The sequence below is a fragment of the Acinetobacter sp. ANC 4216 genome, from assembly GCF_004331195.1.
Classification (GTDB): domain Bacteria; phylum Pseudomonadota; class Gammaproteobacteria; order Pseudomonadales; family Moraxellaceae; genus Acinetobacter; species Acinetobacter kookii.
This window is the reverse complement of the sequence record NZ_SJOC01000015.1, coordinates 1-21,110: the sequence shown is the minus strand read 5'-3', so window position 1 is coordinate 21,110 and position 21,110 is coordinate 1. Positions and strand designations below refer to the sequence as shown.

Annotated in this window: 24 protein-coding genes; 11 read left to right on the top strand and 13 right to left on the bottom strand. The window is 38.8% G+C overall.

Features of this window, described 5'->3' with window-relative positions; translation table 11 throughout:
- Nucleotides 1-337: 337 nt before the first annotated feature.
- Nucleotides 338-1,132: a type I methionyl aminopeptidase gene (gene map / locus E0H88_RS12585; protein ID WP_131274415.1), complete on the top strand. Its 795-nt coding sequence runs from the start codon at nt 338-340 to the stop codon at nt 1,130-1,132.
- 426 nt (nt 1,133-1,558) lie between these two features.
- On the opposite strand, the gene E0H88_RS12580 is transcribed toward map, so the two are convergent.
- From E0H88_RS12580 to E0H88_RS12565, 4 genes are all read right to left on the bottom strand, one after another.
- Entirely contained in the window at nt 1,559-2,458 is a 900-nt protein-coding gene (locus E0H88_RS12580; protein WP_131274414.1) for a LysR substrate-binding domain-containing protein, read from the bottom strand.
- Nucleotides 2,459-2,554: 96 nt separating this feature from the next.
- Entirely contained in the window at nt 2,555-3,259 is a 705-nt protein-coding gene (locus E0H88_RS12575) for an SIR2 family NAD-dependent protein deacylase (RefSeq protein WP_131274413.1), read from the bottom strand.
- A gap of 26 nt (nt 3,260-3,285) precedes the next feature.
- The gene (locus E0H88_RS12570; protein ID WP_131274412.1) at nt 3,286-4,206 is read right to left on the bottom strand and encodes an alpha/beta fold hydrolase; all 921 of its coding nucleotides are present in this window, start codon (nt 4,204-4,206) and stop codon (nt 3,286-3,288) included.
- Between the two features lie 16 nt (nt 4,207-4,222).
- On the bottom strand, nt 4,223-4,768 hold the full coding sequence (locus E0H88_RS12565; RefSeq protein ID WP_092818157.1) for a PadR family transcriptional regulator: 546 nt from the start codon (nt 4,766-4,768) through the stop codon (nt 4,223-4,225).
- Nucleotides 4,769-4,903: 135 nt separating this feature from the next.
- Between E0H88_RS12565 and E0H88_RS12560 the strand changes: the two genes are divergently transcribed.
- From E0H88_RS12560 to E0H88_RS12545, 4 genes are all read left to right on the top strand, one after another.
- Nucleotides 4,904-6,928: an FAD-dependent oxidoreductase gene (locus E0H88_RS12560; protein ID WP_131274411.1), complete on the top strand. Its 2,025-nt coding sequence runs from the start codon at nt 4,904-4,906 to the stop codon at nt 6,926-6,928.
- A gap of 170 nt (nt 6,929-7,098) precedes the next feature.
- Nucleotides 7,099-7,509: a nuclear transport factor 2 family protein gene (locus tag E0H88_RS12555; protein WP_131274410.1), complete on the top strand. Its 411-nt coding sequence runs from the start codon at nt 7,099-7,101 to the stop codon at nt 7,507-7,509.
- An 83-nt stretch (nt 7,510-7,592) separates the two neighbouring features.
- The gene (locus E0H88_RS12550; RefSeq protein ID WP_092818154.1) at nt 7,593-8,681 is read left to right on the top strand and encodes a YheT family hydrolase; all 1,089 of its coding nucleotides are present in this window, start codon (nt 7,593-7,595) and stop codon (nt 8,679-8,681) included.
- A 267-nt stretch (nt 8,682-8,948) separates the two neighbouring features.
- Nucleotides 8,949-9,185, top strand: a complete 237-nt coding sequence (locus E0H88_RS12545) for a hypothetical protein (protein ID WP_425550232.1) — start codon at nt 8,949-8,951, stop codon at nt 9,183-9,185.
- 674 nt (nt 9,186-9,859) lie between these two features.
- Here the strand turns inward: E0H88_RS12545 and E0H88_RS12540 are convergent.
- From E0H88_RS12540 to E0H88_RS12530, 3 genes are all read right to left on the bottom strand, one after another.
- Complete coding sequence (locus E0H88_RS12540; protein WP_092818153.1) at nt 9,860-10,171, bottom strand: hypothetical protein; 312 nt, start codon at nt 10,169-10,171, stop codon at nt 9,860-9,862.
- A 91-nt stretch (nt 10,172-10,262) separates the two neighbouring features.
- Nucleotides 10,263-10,679, bottom strand: coding sequence for a hypothetical protein (locus E0H88_RS12535; RefSeq protein ID WP_131274409.1), 417 nt, complete (start codon nt 10,677-10,679; stop codon nt 10,263-10,265).
- A gap of 205 nt (nt 10,680-10,884) precedes the next feature.
- Nucleotides 10,885-11,355 carry a CinA family protein gene (locus E0H88_RS12530; RefSeq protein ID WP_092818152.1) on the bottom strand — a complete coding sequence of 157 codons (471 nt, stop codon included), beginning with the start codon at nt 11,353-11,355 and terminating at the stop codon, nt 10,885-10,887.
- A gap of 247 nt (nt 11,356-11,602) precedes the next feature.
- Between E0H88_RS12530 and E0H88_RS12525 the strand changes: the two genes are divergently transcribed.
- The 4 genes from E0H88_RS12525 to E0H88_RS12515 all read left to right on the top strand — a co-directional run bounded on the left by E0H88_RS12525 (nt 11,603) and on the right by E0H88_RS12515 (nt 16,291).
- Nucleotides 11,603-13,018, top strand: coding sequence for an iron-containing redox enzyme family protein (locus E0H88_RS12525; protein ID WP_131274408.1), 1,416 nt, complete (start codon nt 11,603-11,605; stop codon nt 13,016-13,018).
- Nucleotides 13,019-13,103: 85 nt separating this feature from the next.
- The gene (gene katE, locus E0H88_RS12520) at nt 13,104-15,230 is read left to right on the top strand and encodes a catalase HPII (RefSeq protein ID WP_131274407.1); all 2,127 of its coding nucleotides are present in this window, start codon (nt 13,104-13,106) and stop codon (nt 15,228-15,230) included.
- 626 nt (nt 15,231-15,856) lie between these two features.
- A complete protein-coding gene (locus E0H88_RS15950; protein ID WP_165493318.1) occupies nt 15,857-15,997 on the top strand; it encodes a hypothetical protein in 141 nt (46 codons plus the stop codon).
- A 72-nt stretch (nt 15,998-16,069) separates the two neighbouring features.
- Complete coding sequence (locus E0H88_RS12515; RefSeq protein ID WP_092818148.1) at nt 16,070-16,291, top strand: hypothetical protein; 222 nt, start codon at nt 16,070-16,072, stop codon at nt 16,289-16,291.
- Nucleotides 16,292-16,750: 459 nt separating this feature from the next.
- Here E0H88_RS12515 and E0H88_RS12505 read toward each other — a convergent pair whose 3' ends face one another.
- The 5 genes from E0H88_RS12505 to E0H88_RS12485 form a co-directional block, all read right to left on the bottom strand.
- Nucleotides 16,751-16,984 carry a DUF2171 domain-containing protein gene (locus E0H88_RS12505; protein ID WP_131274405.1) on the bottom strand — a complete coding sequence of 78 codons (234 nt, stop codon included), beginning with the start codon at nt 16,982-16,984 and terminating at the stop codon, nt 16,751-16,753.
- A gap of 308 nt (nt 16,985-17,292) precedes the next feature.
- Entirely contained in the window at nt 17,293-17,925 is a 633-nt protein-coding gene (locus E0H88_RS12500) for an SOS response-associated peptidase (protein WP_131274404.1), read from the bottom strand.
- Nucleotides 17,926-18,120: 195 nt separating this feature from the next.
- Nucleotides 18,121-18,372 (bottom strand): hypothetical protein, encoded by a 252-nt coding sequence (locus E0H88_RS12495; protein ID WP_092818145.1) that lies wholly within the window; start codon nt 18,370-18,372, stop codon nt 18,121-18,123.
- A gap of 228 nt (nt 18,373-18,600) precedes the next feature.
- Complete coding sequence (locus E0H88_RS12490) at nt 18,601-18,768, bottom strand: hypothetical protein (RefSeq protein WP_092818144.1); 168 nt, start codon at nt 18,766-18,768, stop codon at nt 18,601-18,603.
- Nucleotides 18,769-18,932: 164 nt separating this feature from the next.
- Nucleotides 18,933-19,799 (bottom strand): glucose 1-dehydrogenase, encoded by an 867-nt coding sequence (locus tag E0H88_RS12485; RefSeq protein WP_131274403.1) that lies wholly within the window; start codon nt 19,797-19,799, stop codon nt 18,933-18,935.
- A 257-nt stretch (nt 19,800-20,056) separates the two neighbouring features.
- On the opposite strand from E0H88_RS12485, the gene E0H88_RS12480 reads away from it, so the two are divergent.
- Together E0H88_RS12480 and E0H88_RS16330 are read left to right on the top strand one after the other, a co-directional pair.
- Nucleotides 20,057-20,266 carry a hypothetical protein gene (locus tag E0H88_RS12480; protein ID WP_131274402.1) on the top strand — a complete coding sequence of 70 codons (210 nt, stop codon included), beginning with the start codon at nt 20,057-20,059 and terminating at the stop codon, nt 20,264-20,266.
- Nucleotides 20,267-20,507: 241 nt separating this feature from the next.
- A complete protein-coding gene (locus E0H88_RS16330; protein WP_502699739.1) occupies nt 20,508-20,624 on the top strand; it encodes a hypothetical protein in 117 nt (38 codons plus the stop codon).
- A gap of 248 nt (nt 20,625-20,872) precedes the next feature.
- Here E0H88_RS16330 and E0H88_RS12475 read toward each other — a convergent pair.
- Nucleotides 20,873-21,110 (bottom strand): transposase (locus tag E0H88_RS12475; protein WP_131274401.1); only part of this gene is annotated, 238 nt, incomplete at its 5' end.

The following is a 21,110-nucleotide window of genomic DNA, read 5'->3' as shown; positions in this document are numbered from 1 at the left end:
AAAAAGCGATTTTAGAGGATATCCGCGCTTTTTTATAGTTCCTTTTATGAGACTTATAAATTTTAGTAATTTAATCATCCACTAAAATGAGCAACTGGGAAAATTTAAGTCTATTTATATATTTGATTAATGGGTAAAAAATAGAAAAATATAAAATATTATTCTTTTTTAATTATTTAAGTAATTTTTTAATTTTCGGTTAGGGTTATTTAAATGTATGTAAATTAATCACACAGTTGGCTAAAAAGGTTCAAAACTCCACTGTTTATCTGCTCATATTAAACAAAATTAATGTAAAAGGACTATAATCATAAGCCTTATTCCTGAGGATGATGCAATGAAAGCTTCCACTATTACCATTAAAACTGAGCAAGATTTAGAGAAACTCCGTATTTCCGGACGTTTGGCTGCTCAGGTTTTGGAGATGATAGGGAAGTATGTCAAGCCTGGAGTAAGTACGGAGTATCTGGATGATATCTGTAATGATTTTATTGTGAATACCTTAAAAGTGATTCCGGCCAATGTAGGCTATTATGGCTACACCAAAACCACCTGTATCTCTCCAAATGAAGTGGTGTGTCACGGTATCCCATCGCCAAACACCATTTTGCAGGATGGCGACATTATCAATATTGATGTGGCAATCATTAAAGATGGGTATTTTGGCGATACCAGCCGGATGTATTATGTCGGAAATGTAAAACCGGAAGCGAAAAAACTGGTTGAAACCACCTATGAAGCCATGGTGGCCGGCATTCATGCGGTGAAACCGGGCGCAACTTTAGGCGATATCGGTTTTGCCATTCAATCGGTGGCTCATCGTGAAGGTTATAGCATTGTCCGTGAGTACTGCGGTCATGGCATTGGCAATGTCTATCATGAACAGCCGAATGTGCTGCATTATGGGCAGCCTGGTCAAGGTCTGATCCTTAAAAAGGGCATGGTTTTTACCATTGAACCGATGGTCAATGCAGGCAAGGCACGTGTCAAAGAGCTTAAAGATGGTTGGACCGTAGTGACTGCTGACCGTTCCTTAACCGCTCAATGGGAACACATGGTTGCTGTAACAGATACCGGTTTTGAGCTTTTATCTCCTTGGCCAGAAGGTACCGGTTCATATCCTGAAATTTAAACGAGAAAGATAAAATGAAATAGATTGTTTTATGCTTTGGTATAAAATTGTTGATTTTATGTTCAAATTAAGTTTTAAAATCTATTAATTTTAATTTATAGTTTTGATTTATATAATAAAATTATTTTTATTATTATTTTGTAATATATTTTATATATTAGATTTATATATTTTTTCTTTGTACTATACAACTATAGATTCTAGCTGTAGTTTCTTATTTTTCCTTATTTAAAGTTTATAAGCTTATCCACCTCGGATAAGCTTTTTTTTTGCCTAAAATTTTGTATTACTCAAGTGAATTTTACTTTTTTGAGACCAGGCTAGCCGTTTGTAGGATGCAATCAACAACTCAAAGGCTTTGTCCGCTGGCTTGAAGATAAAGCTGGTTGTTTTCCAAGATTGTTTTTCCAAGCAGAGGTATGGGTATTAATACTTGCTGAGCTGTTCCACCAAATAATCGATAAAGACACGGACCGCGGGGAGCAAGCCACGGCGTGAAGGATAGACTGCATGGAAAATACCATGCGGTGCTTTCCAGTCCGGCAGTACACGCACCAGTTCACCACTTTGAACATAGTCCTGAACAATGCTGTCCGGCAATAACACAATGCCGCAATTTTGTCGTGCCAGTTGTGCCAGCATCATCAGGTCAGACCCCATTACCATGGGATTGACCTTGATTTTCTTCTGCTGTTTTTTATTATCGTGTACAACAATATACTGGTCTAAATGCTCATCCGACATGCTGAGAATTTGATGATCGCTTAAATCTTCCGGCTGTTTTAAGTCGCCAAATTCATTCAGATAGGCCTGGCTGGCAAACAGGTGCTGTTCGATATTTTCAAATTTGCGTAAAACCAGATTCGGGTCATTATCCAGATTGGAACGTACCCGGAGTGCCACATCAATGCCTTCATTGATGATATCGACACGGCGGTTACTGACAATGAGCTGTACCTTAATTTCAGGATAGGTTTTCAGGAATTTCGGTAAAATCTTGGCAATTTCATTTTGCGCAATTGAAACAGGCAGGCTGACCTTAATCACACCGCGTGGCTGAATGCTGAGATGATCGACCAGATCGTGGGCCGCTTGTGCCGCATTCATCATGACCTGGGCATGGCGGTAAATATTCATGCCAATGTCGGTTACGGCAAAATGGCGGGAACTGCGCTGAATAAGCCGGATTCCTAAATGTTCTTCCAGATTGTAAACGCGACGGCTTAATTTCGATTTTGGAATATCGGTTGCGCGTTCTGCTGCACTAAAGCCTCCATGTTCAACCACCAAGGCAAAGCAATAAAAATCATCAAGATCAGACAGCATTTAAGAATTCCATTTATGCAACAATAAGCTGATTAAAATTTTATTGTTGCATTATGTCAATGCCTACTTTGTAGTTTTGCTATTAAACAGAAGGGTTTATGGATGTTGTCGCAATATTTTTTTCAGGTATTGCATGCCTTGAGTAGCGGTCATCACAATTTTCTGGAATTGGGGCGGAAGCTGCTGCTGATCAGCTTTGGGGCCAATATAGTAAGCGTTACAATTGGCTGAAATTTCATGGATTAGACCTGCCACGGGATAAACCTGTAGGCTGGTACCAATTACGATAAAAATATCCGCGTCCTGTACACAATCCTGTGCATAGGCATAGGCAGGCACAGCCTCGCCAAACCAGACTACATGTGGACGTAAAGGATAGCCATCTTTGCAGAAGTGTTTACTCAAATCTAGCTCTGCACCTTCGACCGGATAGAATTTAGTACTGTACTCAGCGTTTGGACCCGAGCTCTTAGCCAGGCGAATATTGCCATGTAGATGAATGACCTTGCTACTTCCAGCACGTTCATGCAGATCATCAATGTTTTGGGTAATGACGTGTACATCAAAAACATCTTCAAGTTCGGCAATCAGCAGATGAGCAGCATTGGGTTTGGCAGACAGAATATTTTTGCGCCGTTCGTTATAGAAACGTTGGACCAGTTCTGGATCACGTTTCCAGGCTTCAGGTGTGGCGACGTCTTCAATTCGGTACTGTTCCCATAAGCCATTACTGTCCCGAAAAGTGTTGATGCCACTTTCGGCACTCATGCCAGCACCCGAAAAGACTACGAGTTTTTTCATCTCGGCTCCTGACTTCATTCAGCTGTTTAAGGTTTATAAGCCGCATTGGCTTGCAGGAATTCACTAATTTCTCGCGCAAATTTTAGCGGTTCAGTAAGCAAAGGAGTATGTCCAGATTTTTCAAAACGGATCTGTTTAGCATGAGGAATACTCTGCGCAATCAAGGTTTGACCTTTCACCGGATAAAGCTTGGATTGCGTGCCACTGAAAAAAGTCACTGGACATTGCAATTTTTGCAGGGCTTCGCGGTAATCTTCCTGATGGTACAGATAGTTGTTGATATACCAGGCCATATAGTCGACCCGGTGAGAGGGCAGTAATAAGCTTTGCAATCGCGACTGGTTGAGTACCCATTCAAAGGCTTTTAAACTGTATCTATTGCTATTTTGCAGGCCAATAAACTCTAGCCAGAGCTTGGCAAGCTGTCCGCGGGCTTGGCTATTCAGGTATTTTATATATTGAATGTGTTGATGCTGAGCCAGCAACTGCGACAGCTCGGTCAGAATAGAAATAAACAGCTGATGCTGTGGGCCAAATAAACCATAATCCCAGCTATCATCTACCGAAATTTTAGGGGTCTGGTCAATATGTAAATAGGCTGCGATCTGTTCGGAAAAGTTGCCATATTGCATGCCATGCATGGCCGTGGTTGCACCCATGGAATAGGCGATCACTACAATATCGTTTAACCGAAGCTGTTCAATCAGGCTGTCAATATCACGCCAGTGACTGGAAATGGCATCCAGTTCGGGAATGGCACACCCTTGTGAACCCCCAAAACCGCGCCAGTCTGGAATAATAAAGCGATGCGTTTTAGTATTCCGGTAAAGAAACGGAAGCCATTGCCAGCTTTGCATCCCTAAACCTGACAGGACCAAGACCGGTTGTCCTTGTCCAAATTCGCGAACAAACAGTTGTTCATTATCAGGCATCAGGTAATATGGCATGCGTGTGTCCTTTTTTTTAGTTCTTATGTTCAAATGCTTTTAACTGTGGAATCATGGTCTCCAACCACTTGATCCAGCCCATTTCCAGGTCAATCCCCAGTTGCAGAATCATTTTATGAATAAACAGGGTCCGGTCCTGATCCTGTGCATGGGCAAAATCTTTGGCAAAAATCGTTTGATAGATTTTCAAATTTTGTTGATGCAAGATCAGGTGCCTTTCCAGTTCAGGCAACACCGTATTGCCACCGAGTTGAGCTTCGGCACGCAAACGCACCATTAAGTCGTCACGCAATTGCGCAGGTGGACTTTGTTTGAGCATCCAGTCGGCCAGTTCGGCGCGCCCCAATGCTTCAACCTGATAGGTCTTTTTGCGGGTATTGGAACTGTGATCTTCAAGCGTGGAGATCCAGTTCTTTTGTTGCATGGCGCTGAGTTCACGGTAAATCTGCTGATGGGTCGCATTCCAGAAAAATCCCATGGAGCGGTCAAAGCGACGAGCCAAATCAATACCGGTACTGGGTTTTTCAATCAGGCTGGTCAATAAAACATGGGCTAAGGACATAAACGGCTCAGTCAATAAATCTTTACAGCTTCATTATGCAACATGTTGCATAAAAAACAAATCTGGAATATAAGTTATGCAACAAGTTGCATTAAAAGATATTTGCCAGCTGAGAAAGCACGCCAAGGAGATTGTATGTCTAATTACCCGCATTTATTAGCGCCTTTAGATTTAGGCTTTACCACACTTAAAAACCGCGTTCTGATGGGATCCATGCATGTCGGTCTGGAAGAGGCTCCACGTGGTTATGAGCGTATGGCGGCATTTTATGCAGAACGTGCACAAGGAGGTGTCGGGCTGATTGTGACGGGCGGGATTGCACCGAATGATGCAGGTCTGACTTTTGCGGGCGGAGCGAAATTAGACTCTATACAAGAAGCGGAAAAACATAAGGTGATTACCCAGGCGGTGCATGATGCCGGGGGTAAAATTGCCATGCAGATTTTGCATACCGGGCGTTATTCCTATCAGGCCGACCTGGTTGCACCGTCTGCCATTCAGGCACCGATCAACCCGACTAAACCGCATGCCTTAACCAGCGCAGAAGTACAACAAACGATTGCTGACTTTGCCCAATGTGCAAAACTGGCACAGTATGCCGGATATGATGGCGTAGAAATCATGGGTTCGGAAGGCTATCTGATTAATGAGTTTATTGCGGCACGGACTAACCATCGTGATGATGAATGGGGCGGCAGCTATGAAAACCGTATCCGTTTCCCGATTGAAATCGTACGCCGTACCCGTGAAGCGGTAGGTGAAAACTTTATCATCATCTACCGATTATCGATGCTGGATCTGGTCGATGGCGGATCTACTTTTGAAGAAGTGGTGCAACTGGCCAAGGAAATTGAAAAAGCCGGTGCCACCATTATCAATACCGGGATTGGCTGGCATGAAGCGCGCATTCCGACCATTGCCACCAAGGTGCCACGTGCAGCATTTACCTGGGTTACAGAAAAACTCAAGGGTTTGGTCAAGGTTCCTCTCATTACTTCAAACCGTATCAATACCCCGGAAATGGCAGAACATGTATTGGCTTCGGGTCATGCCGACATGATTTCCATGGCGCGTCCCATGCTTGCCGATGCCTTCTTTGTGCAAAAAGCAGAACAGGGCCGCAGTGATGAAATCAATACCTGTATTGGCTGTAACCAGGCCTGTCTGGACCATATTTTCTCGATGAAAATTGCATCCTGTCTGGTCAATCCGCGTGCCTGCTATGAAACGGAGCTGATTTTTAAAGAAACGTCGCAAACGAAAAAGATCGCCGTGATTGGTGCAGGACCGGCAGGCTTAAGCTTTGCCACTTATGCGGCTGAACGTGGACATCAGGTCACTCTTTTTGAAGCCGCCAATCAAATTGGGGGGCAGTTCAATATTGCCAAAGCCATTCCGGGTAAAGAAGAGTTTTATGAAACCTTGCGTTACTTCAAACGTAAAATTGAATTACAGCCCAATATTAAGCTGCTTTTAAATCATCCGGCGACCTATGAAGCATTAAGCCATTCTGATTTTGACGAGATTGTTGTAGCGACCGGTGTCACTCCGCGTCAGTTAGAAATTGAAGGTATCGACCATCCGAAAGTACTGACTTATCTCGAAGTATTAAAAGAACGCAAGCCAGTAGGGCAACGTGTGGCGATTATTGGGGCGGGCGGTATCGGCTTTGATACCGCGGAATATTTAACCCATGAAGGAGATAGTGCCAGCCTGAACCCTGAAAAATTCTATAATGAATGGGGTATTGACACCCGTTATGAAAATGTCGGGGGATTGAAGAACGCACAAGTAGAACAGTCCAATCGTGAAATTTACTTATTGCAGCGTAAGGCAAGTTCAGTGGGCGCAGGTCTGGGTAAAACGACGGGCTGGATTCACCGTACCGGATTGAAACACCGGGAAGTAAAAATGCTGGCAGGTGTCAGCTATGAAAAGGTGGATGATCAGGGCTTGCATATTGTAGTGAATGGTCAGCCGACTGTTTTAGAAGTTGATAATGTCGTGATCTGTGCCGGTCAGGAACCTTTCACCGCAATGTTCGAGCAACTGAAAGCCGATGGTAAAAATGTGCATTTGATTGGGGGGGCCAAAGAAGCCGGCGAACTGGATGCCAAGCGTGCCATTCGTCAGGGTGCAGATTTGGCGGCAGTGATTTAATTTCTTTCAATGAAGTCCCCCTTTATAAAAGGGGGATTTAGAGGGATTCTTATCAATGAATGCTAAAAATTAATCCTTCCCAATCTTCCTTGCGCTTCGTTTTAAGGCAATGCTTTAAAACTTGCTCAGGGAGGAGTTTTTTTAAATACACAACAAAAAAGGAAGCCTAAATGACCATTGAAACAACAAAACAGGCCATTAAACGTTGGCACACCATGCTGCAAACACGTGACATGTCGATTTTAAATGAATTACTGGCTGAAGATGTGGTGTTTCGTTCACCAGTCGCCTATCAACCTTATCCGGGTAAACAGGTGGTGTTTTTTATTCTGAGTAATGTCATTCAGATCTTTGAAAACTTTAAGTACCATCGCGAATTCTATACCGAAGATTGCATGAATGTGGTACTGGAGTTTTCTGCGAATGTCGGTGAGAAAAAACTCAAAGGCATTGACATGATTCAGTTGAATGAACAAGGTCAAATTATTGATTTTGAAGTGATGTTGCGTCCGAAGAGTGGTCTGGAAGCATTGGCGGCACAGATGGGGCAACGTATGGCTGCTTTTATACCAAAAGTATAAAGAGTATAGTAAAGATATATGCTGTTAATGGAGTGACATGTACTAAGTATTTTGCGTTACATCATTTTTGAGGTAAACCGAATATGAAGTTTGTGCTCAATAAAATCAGTCAGTTGGTGCAAGAAATTGTCGATCAGGTGACAGGGGCTGAATTACCTACCCTGTACTATGATCCACAAGGTGAAGCAGGGCAGATGCTTGAAATTTTGCCCCAACTCAAACAGAAATACCGTCCAACGCCGTGGTTGTCCAATACACATCTGCATCTGATCTATTTTGACTTAATCAAAAAAAAAGCGGTGCAACTCCAGTATGATGTGATCGAACATCTCAAGATGTCTGATGGTGGAGTTACCGCCATTGCCTGGTATGGGCTTCATGTTGCTGCAGATACGCCAACCATTGTGTTGATGCCTACCTTGACCGGTACGCCGGAAAGTATGGCCGAACTGGTCCGTGACTTGCATCGACATACCGGATGGCGTGTAGCCTTATGTTTGCGCCGTGGCCATGCCAATTTACCGCTGCCTGTTCCCAAAATTTCCATGTTCGGTTCGACTGATGATTTGCGTGAACAGATTCAGTATATTCAAAGCAAATTTCCAGATTCCACCCTGTATGCGGTTGGCTCATCTGCGGGCACCGGATTATTGGTCCGCTATTTAGGAGAACAAGGCGAGCAAACACCGTTCAAGGCAGCATTTGCATTGTGTCCCGGTTATGACACTGAACTGGGTTTTCAAAATGTGCATCCTTTCTATAGTAAAGTGATGACGAAAAAACTATTTGAATCCTTTATTCATCCTTATAGCGAAACATGGCAACAAACCGCTTCCTTGCCCAAAGTGCTGGCTTCCAGGAATTTATTAGAGTTTCAATCTCATTATTTTGAACTGGCAGGCTATAGCAGTTTTGAAGACTATAATCAGGCCACCAATCCGATTCATGTATTCGAAAATGTCAAAATTCCATTGATGATTTTAAATGCGGAAGATGATCCTGTGTGTCATATCCGGAATCTGGAACCTTATAAGGAAACCCTTCAGAAGATGCCGAATATTGTCGTCGTGACCACTAAAAAAGGTAGCCACTGTATTTTTTACGAAGGTTTTAAACAACCGGAATCTTGGGCATCACGTTTGATTGCAGACTATTTAAGGGTATATCAGTAATTTCCTGTATTTCTCGGTTTCTAAGGAAAGGGAGGGCTTAAAAACTGAAATATTTAAATACAATTTTAATTCATAACGCTGATATACTGATGTATCTTAAATCAATATTTCTGTTATAATAATTTCAACAATAAAACTGACATGAAAATGTTCTCGTTCAAAATTAGTAAACGAGAAATCTCCGCTCATTTGAGTGATCCCAAGTTAAGGTTGTTATTTTGAAATGCCAATGGTGGCTTTTCTATCTGTATTAAAAAATTGGTGTAAATGTTGAATAAAACTGAAAATTTAGTTGCAAAATCTGTAAATGGCCGTGAAATTGTTGTATCGCTGATTCCTTTGAAAAAAATGCAAAATACCCGTGATGGCTTTAAATGGGTTGAAGTAGGCAAAAAAGTCTTGCTTGAATCCGGTATTGAAATTGAGTTGAATCTTGATGGCCGCAGTTTCTATACGGGCGTAAATGAAATGTTCCGGCTTAATGCGCATGTAAATGCCGTGTAAGAGTGAGAACAATACCAAAACCGTCTTCAAGGCGGTTTTTTAATGCCTGAAAATTTTACTTGAGCTTGACTGTTGAACAAATCGGGAAATGTTTGCTCGATGGACCTTTAGGCAGCAGTAAGTGAAGAAGAGCGAAAGTCTACAAGTTGTAAAAAAATTTAAATCCGATTCTAAAACCCTTAAAAATGAGTAGCAAAAATTAACAGGAAAGTTCAATTATATAGGGGGATCTGAATATTTGAATGTAAATAAAAAAGTTGAAAAAGTTAAATTCTTAAATTTTAAATCATTGAAAAATAGATATATATTAAATAAATAAACTGCTGTAAAAACAAGAGACATATTTTGCAATGAATTTTTGTATTTGTGATGAGAGGAAGTGTAGATTTTAAAATGTGATATTTATATTTTTAGTATTTTTTGATACATTTATGTCAATAATTGTTATTGTCTGACAAAAAATCTCAGTGTATAAAGAGTGTTCCACGATAAGGAAGTGAGAGTGGGTTATGAAAACAATAGAACTCCTTGTAACTTCATCATCTGCACTGATGCTGATGTTTGTAATCTATGCATTTGGACAAATGTTTAATTAATCAGAAAAGTATTGCACAAAAAAGCACCCGAGGGTGCTTTTTTAACGAGTAGAATTTAAATGGAAATTTTTCATTCCTTTACATTCTATCCCATGCATCTTTTACGGCATGTTTCGCTTGTTGCCACTTTAAGCGAGAGTTCGCTTTAAACTGCTCCCATTTACTTTGAAGATCATTTTCCGAGTCTTCAAAACGGGCATTTTCGCCGTATTCAGAACGTGAATGTTTTCCAAATTCATAAGCAGAGGATAAATCCTTGTCATAATCAATATCGGGAATATCACGCTGTAAATCTTGATAATAAGGTCGACTGGTATAATTTTCACGCCAATACCGATCAGATTCACTATTTGACGTACGGTTTTGATTTTCTAAAGTGGGATCAGTCATTCTGTGTAGCTCCTCATTTTTGAATCAATAGCCAAGCAATGAAAGACAATTTCACAATCTAAAATGTGAAAGTGAATGTTCAATCAACGCATTATTGCTGTTGATTGTTTTGGTCATTCTGATTTTGTCTAAAATTTTGCTGTTGACCTGTTTGCTGACGTTGCTGATCATTTTGCTGCTGTTGTTGCAGGTTACCTTGCTGCTGACCAGTTTGTTGGCGCTGCGGGTCATTTTGCTGTTGCTGTTGGTTAGGTTGTTGCTGCTGACCAGGCTGTTGGCGTTGCTGATCATTTTGTTGCTGCTGTTGTGGCATGCTGCCCTGCTGCTGACCAGGCTGTTGACGTTGCTGATCATTCTGCTGTTGCTGTTGTGGCATGTTGCCTTGCTGCTGACCAGGCTGTTGGCGTTGCTGTTCATTCTGTTGTTGCTGTTGGCGTTGTTGGTCGTTCTGCTGTTGCTGTTGGCGTTGCTGATCATTTTGTTGTTGGGGTTGATTTGGATTAGTCATCTCTACACCTCATATATATTTTTTAATAACATCTGTTTAACCAGATATAATTATTATTAGCATGAATATTTCATTAAAAAATAAAAGGGATGTTACATAATGTTTGAAATGTAATTATAATGATTCGTTTATATATTATATCCATGAAATATATGGTTTATTGGAAAGCCTTATATTTACAAATTTAAATTTTAATTATATTAATTTAAATTTTTTTAATAATTTTAATGAGGCTTTTACATATGGATTGGATAAGCTTGTTTAATTTTTCTGTTTTCTTTCCTTTACACAAACATCGGTAATTATATATTTTGTTTTTGTATAAAATTGAATAAAAAAAAGTTCCTACAGGTTTTTCTGGAGTTTCAGAACCGCCGGGTTTGAGTAATCCAGTACATCCCACATATATATCCGAGGTAAATATATTCTTTGCTTTTTTTACTAATTCTTCAGTAATTTCAATAGATTCTGCAGTATATTTTTTTATGAGCTTGGGAGATATCTTAAGTACTTTTTCTTTAACTTTTAAATCATAACATACCAGAGCTCCATTTAAGATTTCGCCAGAAAATGGGGTGAGTGAAAAACGGTAAGCCAAATAACCTGCTGAAGCACTTTCAATGAAAGTCACTTTTAATTTTTTTTTAGCCAGTAATTTACAGCATTGAGTAGTCATATTTCTTCACTTTATTTTAATATCATATTTTTATTTTAGATAATAAATAAAATATTAACAATAAAATATTTTAAAAAGAGAACTATTTCTCATTTTAAGGCGTGATTATAATTTTAACTGTTTGATTAATCAGATTTGATTACTATTGAATCAACATAAATTAAACGAATGAATAACAATTATAGGGTTTTTTCATGAATCGCAAGTGGATTAAGGTTATATGCTAATTACCGCTTGGAGAATAAAAATGCCAGTAGCAGTAAAAAAACAGCCGCTAGAATCAGTAGATAAAAATCATCAGAATTATTTTGATTTGGTTAATTTTTTTCTTAATGGAGATGTTCCTGTTCAGGAAAAGGAAAGAAAAGCCTCATATTTTTTAAAAAAAGAAATTCAAAATCTAAATTATAATTCCAACGATTTTCCCGCTGATGTGAGTAAAATCCATGACTGGATTCTAAAGAATAATAAGCTTCAATGTGCTGAATACCAAGCCTATTTAGAAAGAAGAAATAGCGGGGCAGGGCGAGAATATTTTAAAAATGTGGGGCAGGCATTCGAGTTTCTGATTAAAGTTGCGCCTGTAAAGCAAGTTGACGGTTCCTGGTTGTTTAGCATTACCCATTACTGGAATGATCCAGTTTTCAGAGACCTCATACAGATTTATCTGGAAGAGCTGGGTTTGGGCTTAGCCAAATCCAACCATGTGTGCTTATTTAATGATCTTATTATCAATTTAGGACTGGAACATTTTGTACTGGATCTGGAGGATGAATATTATCATCAAGCTGCAATTCAACTCGCGCTGGCTTATGCACCACCCGAGTTTATTCCGGAAATCATTGGTTTTAATCTGGCCTATGAGCAACTTCCGTTACATCTGCTGATCACCAACTATGAACTGCAAGAATTAGGTATAGATTCAAAATATTTCAATCTGCATATCACCATCGACAATATTGATAATGGGCATGCAAATTTATCTATTAAAGCATTTGAAAAAATTTACAGTAAATTCAATGATAAACGGTCTTTTATAGAAAAAATGAAGGCCGGTTTCGCTTTGAGTGATAAGGGCTTGTCCTCAAGGCAAATTATCAAGAATCTAAATCTAGACACTTTGGTGATTAAGATTTTAAAACGAAAAGCCTTGGTTGGTAATGTTATTCATAATGATAAATGCACCTTTAATAACAAAACCATTAATTCTTGGCTTGCATCACCCGAGTCAGTGGAAGAATTTGTTGATGTACTCATTGATAAAAAATGGATCAGGCTGGGTAGAAATCCAGAAGAAAGCCGCTTCTGGAAGCTGATTAGCCAGGAAGATGGAAAAATGTTTGGCGTATTTACGGTTACTGAAAAGCAGATCATTTATGACTGGATTGCCGGTGAATCTGCTCCAGATGCCGATTTAAATGCTCGCAGAATTCAACTTGAACATGAGGATCAAACTGATTTTATGTTCAGTTTTTTATCTGATGGGGAACTGGAAGATATTCAGCACCAGATTTATGAAACCGGCAATCTGGCCATGAAGATCAATAAACTGCTGCCTTATTTAGCCCCTCATGCCCATCATCATGAAACAGGTCTCTGGTGTACCCAACGTTTTACCGATTACCTGTTTCCCTTTTTAAGCAATCAGAAGTTTACCCATTAACTTCAATCATACAGGCGAATGTCTACTGATCAACGCATTCATTTTATCAAACACATGTTTAATGGAATAGAAAAGAGGCGCAAATATGAATCATAAAGCTAAGCAAAGTGAAGTTGCAGGTACCGATGCTTTAGACAAAAAGAATGAAAGTGTAAAAACACAGCAGTTAGATGCTTCACGCAGTGATGCTACTGATCATGCACTGACCACCAATCAGGGCGTAAAGATTGCAGATAATCAAAACAGTTTAAAGGCAGGTGTACGAGGTTCGACCTTACTGGAAGATTTTATCTTAAGGGAAAAAATCACCCATTTTGATCATGAGCGCATTCCTGAGCGAATTGTGCATGCGCGTGGTGTAGGGGCACATGGTTATTTTCAGGCTTATCCGGGCAATGAACAATATACCAAAGCGGGCTTCCTGACCGATTCCAATATACAGACCCCCATTTTTGTACGTTTTTCTACAGTACAAGGACCCCGTGGTTCTGCCGATACCGTGCGGGATATTCGCGGTTTTGCGATTAAATTTTACACTCAGGAAGGCAATTACGATTTGGTCGGCAATAATGTTCCGGTTTTCTTTGTGCAGGATGGCATTAAATTTCCAGACTTTGTACATTCTGTCAAACCGGAACCGCATACGGAAATTCCAACCGGAGGGTCAGCCCATGATACCTTTTGGGATTTTGTCTCTTTGGTACCGGAGTCTGCCCATACCGTGATGTGGGCGATGTCGGACCGTGCTATTCCCCGTAATTTGCGCTCGATTCAAGGTTTTGGTGTCCATACTTTCCGTATGATCAATGCTGAAGGTAAAGCCATATTTGTCAAATTCCACTGGACACCAAAACAGGGTTTAAGCCAGCTGCTGTGGGATGAAGCGCAAAAGCTGTCAGGGAAAGACCCGGATTTTCACCGTCGGGATTTATATGAAGCGATTGAGTCGGGGAATTATCCGGAGTGGGAACTCGGTATTCAAATTGTCGCTGAAGAAGATGAAATGAAGTTTGATTTCGATTTGCTTGATCCAACAAAAATCATTCCGGAAGAACTGGTTCCGGTCACGCCAATTGGCAAGTTTGTACTGAACCGTAATGTCGATAATTTTTTTGCAGAAATTGAACAGGTGGCATTTTGCCCGGCCCATATTGTACCCGGTATAGATTTCACCAATGATCCTTTGCTACAGGCACGTTTATTTTCTTATACCGACACCCAGCTGAGTCGCTTAGGTGGGCCAAACTTTCATCAATTGCCCATTAATAAACCGGTTTGTCCATTTCATAACAACCAGCGTGATGCCATGCATCAAAGCTTTATTCATCGCGGTCAGGCATCCTACCAACCCAATTCGATTGATAACAACTGGCCAACCGAAACTCCGCCTGCTGCCCAGGAAGGCGGTTTCGAGAGCTATCAGGAACGCATAGACGGTAAAAAAATTCGTCAGCGCAGTGAATCATTTTCAGATCATTTCTCGCAAGCACGTCTCTATTATCAAAGCTTGGCGCCGCATGAACAAAAACATGTGGTGGATGCATACACCTTCGAATTGAGTAAGGTACAACGTCCACATATCCGCCAACGCGAAGTGCAGGAAGTGTTGGCCAATATAGATCTGGATCTGGCTCAACAGGTGGGTAAAAACCTGGGTATAGAAGTCACTGCCCCACAAAATCCGGCAAAAACTTCTTCAGTAGAAAAATCGGCGCGTCTTACTATGACGGCGTTTATTCCTGAAGATATTCAAGCTAAAAAAATAGCCGTATTGGTTCATGATGGAGTGAGTCAAGCCAATATTGACGCGATTCAGCAATGGGCTAAGGCTGAAAAAGCTGTTGCGCATATATTGACCCCAACGCCGGGCCCTGTGCTTAATCAACAGCAGTCTCCCGTTGCATCAGATGGCATGCAAAAAGCTGAGCCTTCCATTGCCTATGATGCTGTCGTCCTTGTAGATGGTGATAATTACCCGCAAGCTTTAAAAGATGGGGTAACAAAACATTATCTGCTGGAGGCCTATAAGCACCTGAAACCGATTGTATTGTTGGGCGACAAACAAAAACTTTTACATGAGCTGAAATTGCCGCATGACGAAGGGACTTTAAATGCAGAGGATTTTACCGCTGTACAGGAACAGTTTAAAACCCTGATTCGTCATCATCGGGTGTGGTCGCGTGAAGCTATTGCCGACACCGTACCAGCTTAAATCATGATATTTTTGCATTTATCTTTCATAAAAAACCCATCTTTATGATGGGTTTTTTAGTGCACATCCTTTGCAAAACTTCACTTATTGTTTCCCATACACGACATCCTGAGCCAGTTTTAAGCACTGCTTTAAAACGCAGCGCAAGGGATGGGAAACGTGTAGCATCCATGCCACACTCATGAATCTAATATCGACTAAAATCTATTTTTAATTTTAGCTTTAAGAATAATTATTAGTTTCTAAAATGATTTATGAAAAAAGTCTAATAAATATAAAGGTTTTGTTTATATTTTTATTTATGTATTGGTTTTGTTTTAGATTTTGTGAAATAAATAATATTTAAAATCCAGATAAATTATGAGGTTTTATGTATGTGTTGGAATTATATGTAATTTACTATTAAAAATAATGTATTAATAATTTATTTGTTAAGTGACTAAATTTTTTGTTTAAGCAGGATATTAAATATTATTAATGTATTACTATTGTAATATTATATTTTGATACATCATCATTGTTTTTATTCAGTTAACTTGGGTATATGCTGATAGAGTGATAAATAATTAGGCCGTTAATTGTTGTTAATTGATTGGCATCAAATAATGACAAGAAGGAATAGTATTATGTCTAAGTCAAAATCTCAAAATCAAACAGATATGAATCAAAGGAATCAACCGATAAAACAACCCCATCATTTACCACAGCAAGACCATAAGCATAATCAGCAGAAAGATACTGAAAAGCAGTCTCAAAATGAAAAATAAAACAGGAGTCATTGCTATGGTCATTGAAGTTTAAAGGGAGCGAAGCCCCTTTAAACATAAAAGGAGTTAATCATGAATATCAGACCTGTAAAAGCCCATAAAATGAATGAGGATTTCGATACATCACCCACCGTAATTTATACGGGGGAATATGATGAGGAGAATCATTTGATGAATGTATATGATTCATCCCAAGAACAATTGACAAAAATGATGGGCACCAATCAATGGATTTTGAATTCTACAGGTGAGGTATTCTTTATTGAAGAGGATGTACCTTATTTTGCTAATTAACAAGGTCAGGTAAAATGAATAATACAGTAACTACATATCCACAGAAACTCATTACATTTTATAAACTCGACAGCCCGGATATTCAACGAGGTGTATGGGCGAATTACGACAAGAATGGAAATTTTCTCAATCTGACCAATTATTATGGTCATCGATTAGATTTGATTGGACCGGACCGAGTACGTATAGATGGTGAAGTTTGGGTATGTAAAGATAATTTTAAATAAAAATAGGTTTAATTTTATGAAAAACTGATTTTAAATATAAAATATAAAGAAATTAATAGAATAAAAAAGGCTATTAAAAACATTAAAATCAGAAAAATAATATTTTAAGCTTTAGTATAATTAAATAGAGATGGTTAGCTCAAGCTGTTTTAATATTGTTAAATTTAAACGATTAAGTTTAAATAAGCCCTCCAGAGCGAAGAAAGGGCTTATATCAAGGTGTTTAAACTGTTTAAGCAGCAATCCAATGACTTTTGACTTCTTCGGCATCCACATTAAGCATCACTTGATTTTCTTTAATTTCACTTACCCATGAAAGTGGAATAAGGTGATGACTACCTTCTTCATTTCTTGTTAACTTGATTTGATCTGTACCTTGAAGGTGATCTACTGTTCCTACTTTTTGACCATCTGAAGCAATTACATCTGCATGTTTGGTAATGTCATTTACGTTCATAGTAGCCATTTCATACCTCTCCTGTATAGCGGTAATCTTGCACCTTCTAATTTAAGACATTCTCTAATCTTTCGCGCCCTATATATGCAAAAGGGAACAAATCTTTAAGCAAATTTACCTTAGTACATAAATATCAAGCTTTAGAAAAAAATTTATGTCTATTTAAAATTTATAGAGCAACTCAGTATTCAATGTTCTCTGTTCTGGATCATTTTAAGTTGAAGAAAATAATGATTGAGAAAAATTTTTAAATTAAATAGCCCTGATTTTTATCATTTAAAATGAATGTAATGATGAGTTACGATCAATAGTGAACATTAAAGTCGAGTCATGACTGCACGATTTTTAGGGACAGCAACATATTCATCCTGCATTTCAAAGAAAAATTGACTCGCTTCATTATATTGGCAATTCAACCAGTCCATTCTCGCATTTTCGGGAATAACAATGACTGAGCGCTTTTCATCTTTGGGTGTGTGAAATTGACGCATAAAGGGATGATGGTCAGCATTGATGGTCAGCAGGCTCATGGAGCGAACCTGCCTGTTTCCAATTACTGCATTTTCATATATGGCAGCGAGGGTAAAGGGCAGTTCATCTTTACGAAAAATGGCGTACCAGTGCGGTTTGCCATTTATGTATTTGGGTTCATAGATCGCATCGACAGGTACAAGTGCAAACTGATTTTTATGCCAGGCATGACGAAAACTGGGCTTACTAGACACGGTTTCAGTTCGGGCATTATAGGTATGACGGCCATATTTTAATTCTTTTGCCCAAGAAGGAATCAGGCCAAATTTGGCAAGGTCCCATTCTGGCCGATCTGCACCATGAATTAAAATTGGGGCATCATATAAGGGATAAATATGGTCAGGATATTGGAACTGTGGCTCGGAAAGACCAAGAAGAAATGCCCTATTTTTTTTAATTGCTTCAAAATTTGCGCACATAGCTCAGTTCCTATTTTTTATTGATCCTCATTACAGCAAAAAACATGGGCCGGCTTCCTCATTCTTACAAATTTAGCACTATTCGTATTCAAACCTTTAAGGTAGTTGATGATCAGTTCTAGCTGCCCGACTATTTTGATCAATAAACAGCTATTTAAATAAAATTGTCGGGCAGATCATAGATAGGGGGACAAATTAAAGTTCATCGTATTCATATCTGTACAAGTTTATTTCTGCCTGGATAAAAGACTCTCCATAATAGGTATTTAGAAAAACTTCTGCTTCAGTTTGTGTAATAAAAATTTTTGCTACATTTTTATCGGTCGTCCAGTACCATGGGCTTGCTAAGGCTAAATCCAGGTCAGACATTTGCCAATTATGGCAGTCATCAAATTGATCTCGATAAGCGAGAAAATGCTGATTCTTTTTAATGCAATAGAGTGTCATCTGTATCACCCCTTTGACGGGTAAACTAAGATTTTAAATGAGTAGATTCATGGAAATCTTTAAAAATTGTGAACAGCAGACGCATATATTTTCTAAAGCTAATAATAATCATGCTGTTATATTATTTTTCTGATGACATTATCCGACAAATGGTAAAATGGCCTGATGATAGGTGGGTCAATTAAATAAAGCTCTGATGAAAGAGCTTTATAAAACTATAAATAACTATTAATGGTGTCTTTTTTTCTTGCCACCACCATCCTGCTTATTTACGGTAGCCCAAGCAATGCGTTCAGCATCCTCCTCGGAAAGCCCACGCTCTTTTTCACTTTCCTCAATATGTTTGGCTTGCCGCTTCTGTTTGGCAGTATAAGATGATTTATCGCCTCTAGGCATAATGAATCCCTCTTTGAATTTACAGCTTCATTCATTTAAGCAAAAAAAAATGAATGGTGGGTAATAATATGTCAAGGTTTGGTGTGGATTTGATTCATCATGATTCAAATTATTCTTACAGGCTAAATGGTTAAATAAAATTCCAATCGGTAATTTTAAATGCTTTAACCATTAATAATGCTACCGCCATTAACATGAATGACTTGTCCTGATATATAACTTGCTTCATCCGAGGCTAGAAACAAGTAAGCAGGAGCCACTTCACTGGGTTGTCCCATGCGTCCCATCGGCGTGGTCTTACCAAAATCTTTTAACTGTTCTTCATCAAAACTGCTTGGTATTAACGGTGTCCAGATCGGTCCGGGAGCGACTGCATTGACTCTAATCCCGGTCTTATTTTTCAATAAATTTGTGGATAGACTTCGGGTAAATGAGGTAATTGCACCTTTGGTGCTTGCATAATCGATGAGTAGATCATGGCCATGATAACTGGTGATGCTGCTGGTGTTGATGATTGCATCGCCTGGTTTCATATACGGAATCACCATTTGGGTCAGATAAAACATAGCCAGTATATTGATTTCAAAGGTTTTAAAAAGTTGTTGGGTATTGATATCTGTAATATGTTTTTGCGGGTACTGAACGCCGGCATTGTTAATTAAAATATTGATGGTTTGAAATTTTTGCAGCGTTCTTTCAACTATCTTGCTTATTTCATCGTGATGTTGCAAATCGCATTTCAACAGCAGGCAACGGCGACCTTCTTGTTCTACCATTTTCTTGGTTTCTTCCGCATCTCCATCTTCTTCCAGATAGCATATGGCAACATCTGCACCTTCGCGTGCAAACAGCACGGCGATTGATCTGCCAATGCCGCTATCACCCCCCGTAATCAGAGCAACTTTGTCTTTTAATTTATTGCTTCCCTGATAGTGGGGTTTGATGACTTCGGGCTGGGGATGCATTTGCGATTGAATACCCGGTTGATGGGCTTGAACTTCAATGGAGGGGCTTTTAGGATATTTGTTCATATTCTGCTTCACTATTTTTTTAAATGCTTAAAACATATTAGAAGCTTTAGAAGATGAATTTAGATGAGGCAAACATTAAATAACATAATGTATAAAAAGTTATCAACGATACACTTGGATATTTCTTTTTATTTTTTTCTCTTTAGATTGGAAACTAAAAAGCTAAACCAGTTTACATTCAAGCTAACAAATTAATTCACACTTTAAGCTCTAATTTCTTATGATAAAGATCAAAATATAAATGAAGATCAATGGTTATGATTAAAATTAGAAACCCCAATTCAGGCGAAGAACGAATGATTAACAAGGTTTTAGGCGATGAAGTCACCTTGGCTCAGGCACAAGACCATGCTGGTTATTATGATATGGATAATCATCAGTTTATTCCCAAGCTGAATGAAAATGATGAAGTAATCGGCTTTGTTGAAACTTCAGAAAATTCGATCTTATGGGAAATTTTGATCTAAATTTTCTCGCTTAAAAAAATATTCTCATGGTCCGAATCAACAGTGGAGCATCGAGAGAAATATTGGCAGTTATTATAAAAATTTTCCTATCCTGAGTGATTTTTTACTCAAAAAGCCGTAAATAAAAATTGAATGAATAAGCCGTTTTTACATTTTTGCTGTAAAAATTGAACCGTGTAATTCAGTAACTCTTCTATTCTTAATTTTGATAGAAAGAATATAAGGATTGATGATGAAAAAAATGCTATTTATAGGAGTAGTGCTTATGCTAGGTCTAAGTGCCTGTCAAAAACAGGATAATGATACATCGCAGCAAGATAAAACCACCACTCCTCATTCCATGGATAAAGACCAGTAAAGACCAGAATTGCCAAATTATTTTAATATCTTGCTCTGAAATTTTGACCTTATTATTTGAAAGTTATGCTGTTTATACCCATATTATTAAGTATTAATCCTTTTTCTGAACCGGTAGGTGAGGTGAAAGATATGCTTAATACATTTCGTAAACTTTTTTGTATTCATGTTTATGAATTCAATTGGGATCACAAGCACGGCTACGTCCAGGAATGTCGCAAATGCGGTAAAAATGACTAGGGCGTGTCCTCATTTGGCTTTGCACCAAATAAATATGCAGGCTATACGGATCATAGATTTATAATTGCGTGCTAGTTTATCAAATCGAGTTGCAATAGCACGGAAATGTTTTAATCTCGCAAAAGCATTTTCAACTAAATGTCTTAATTTATATAGATATTTATCAAATTCCTTATTTGATCTCTTACTGTTTGATCTCAATGGAATAATGGGAATCATATTCTTGTTCTTGGCACATATTCTAATG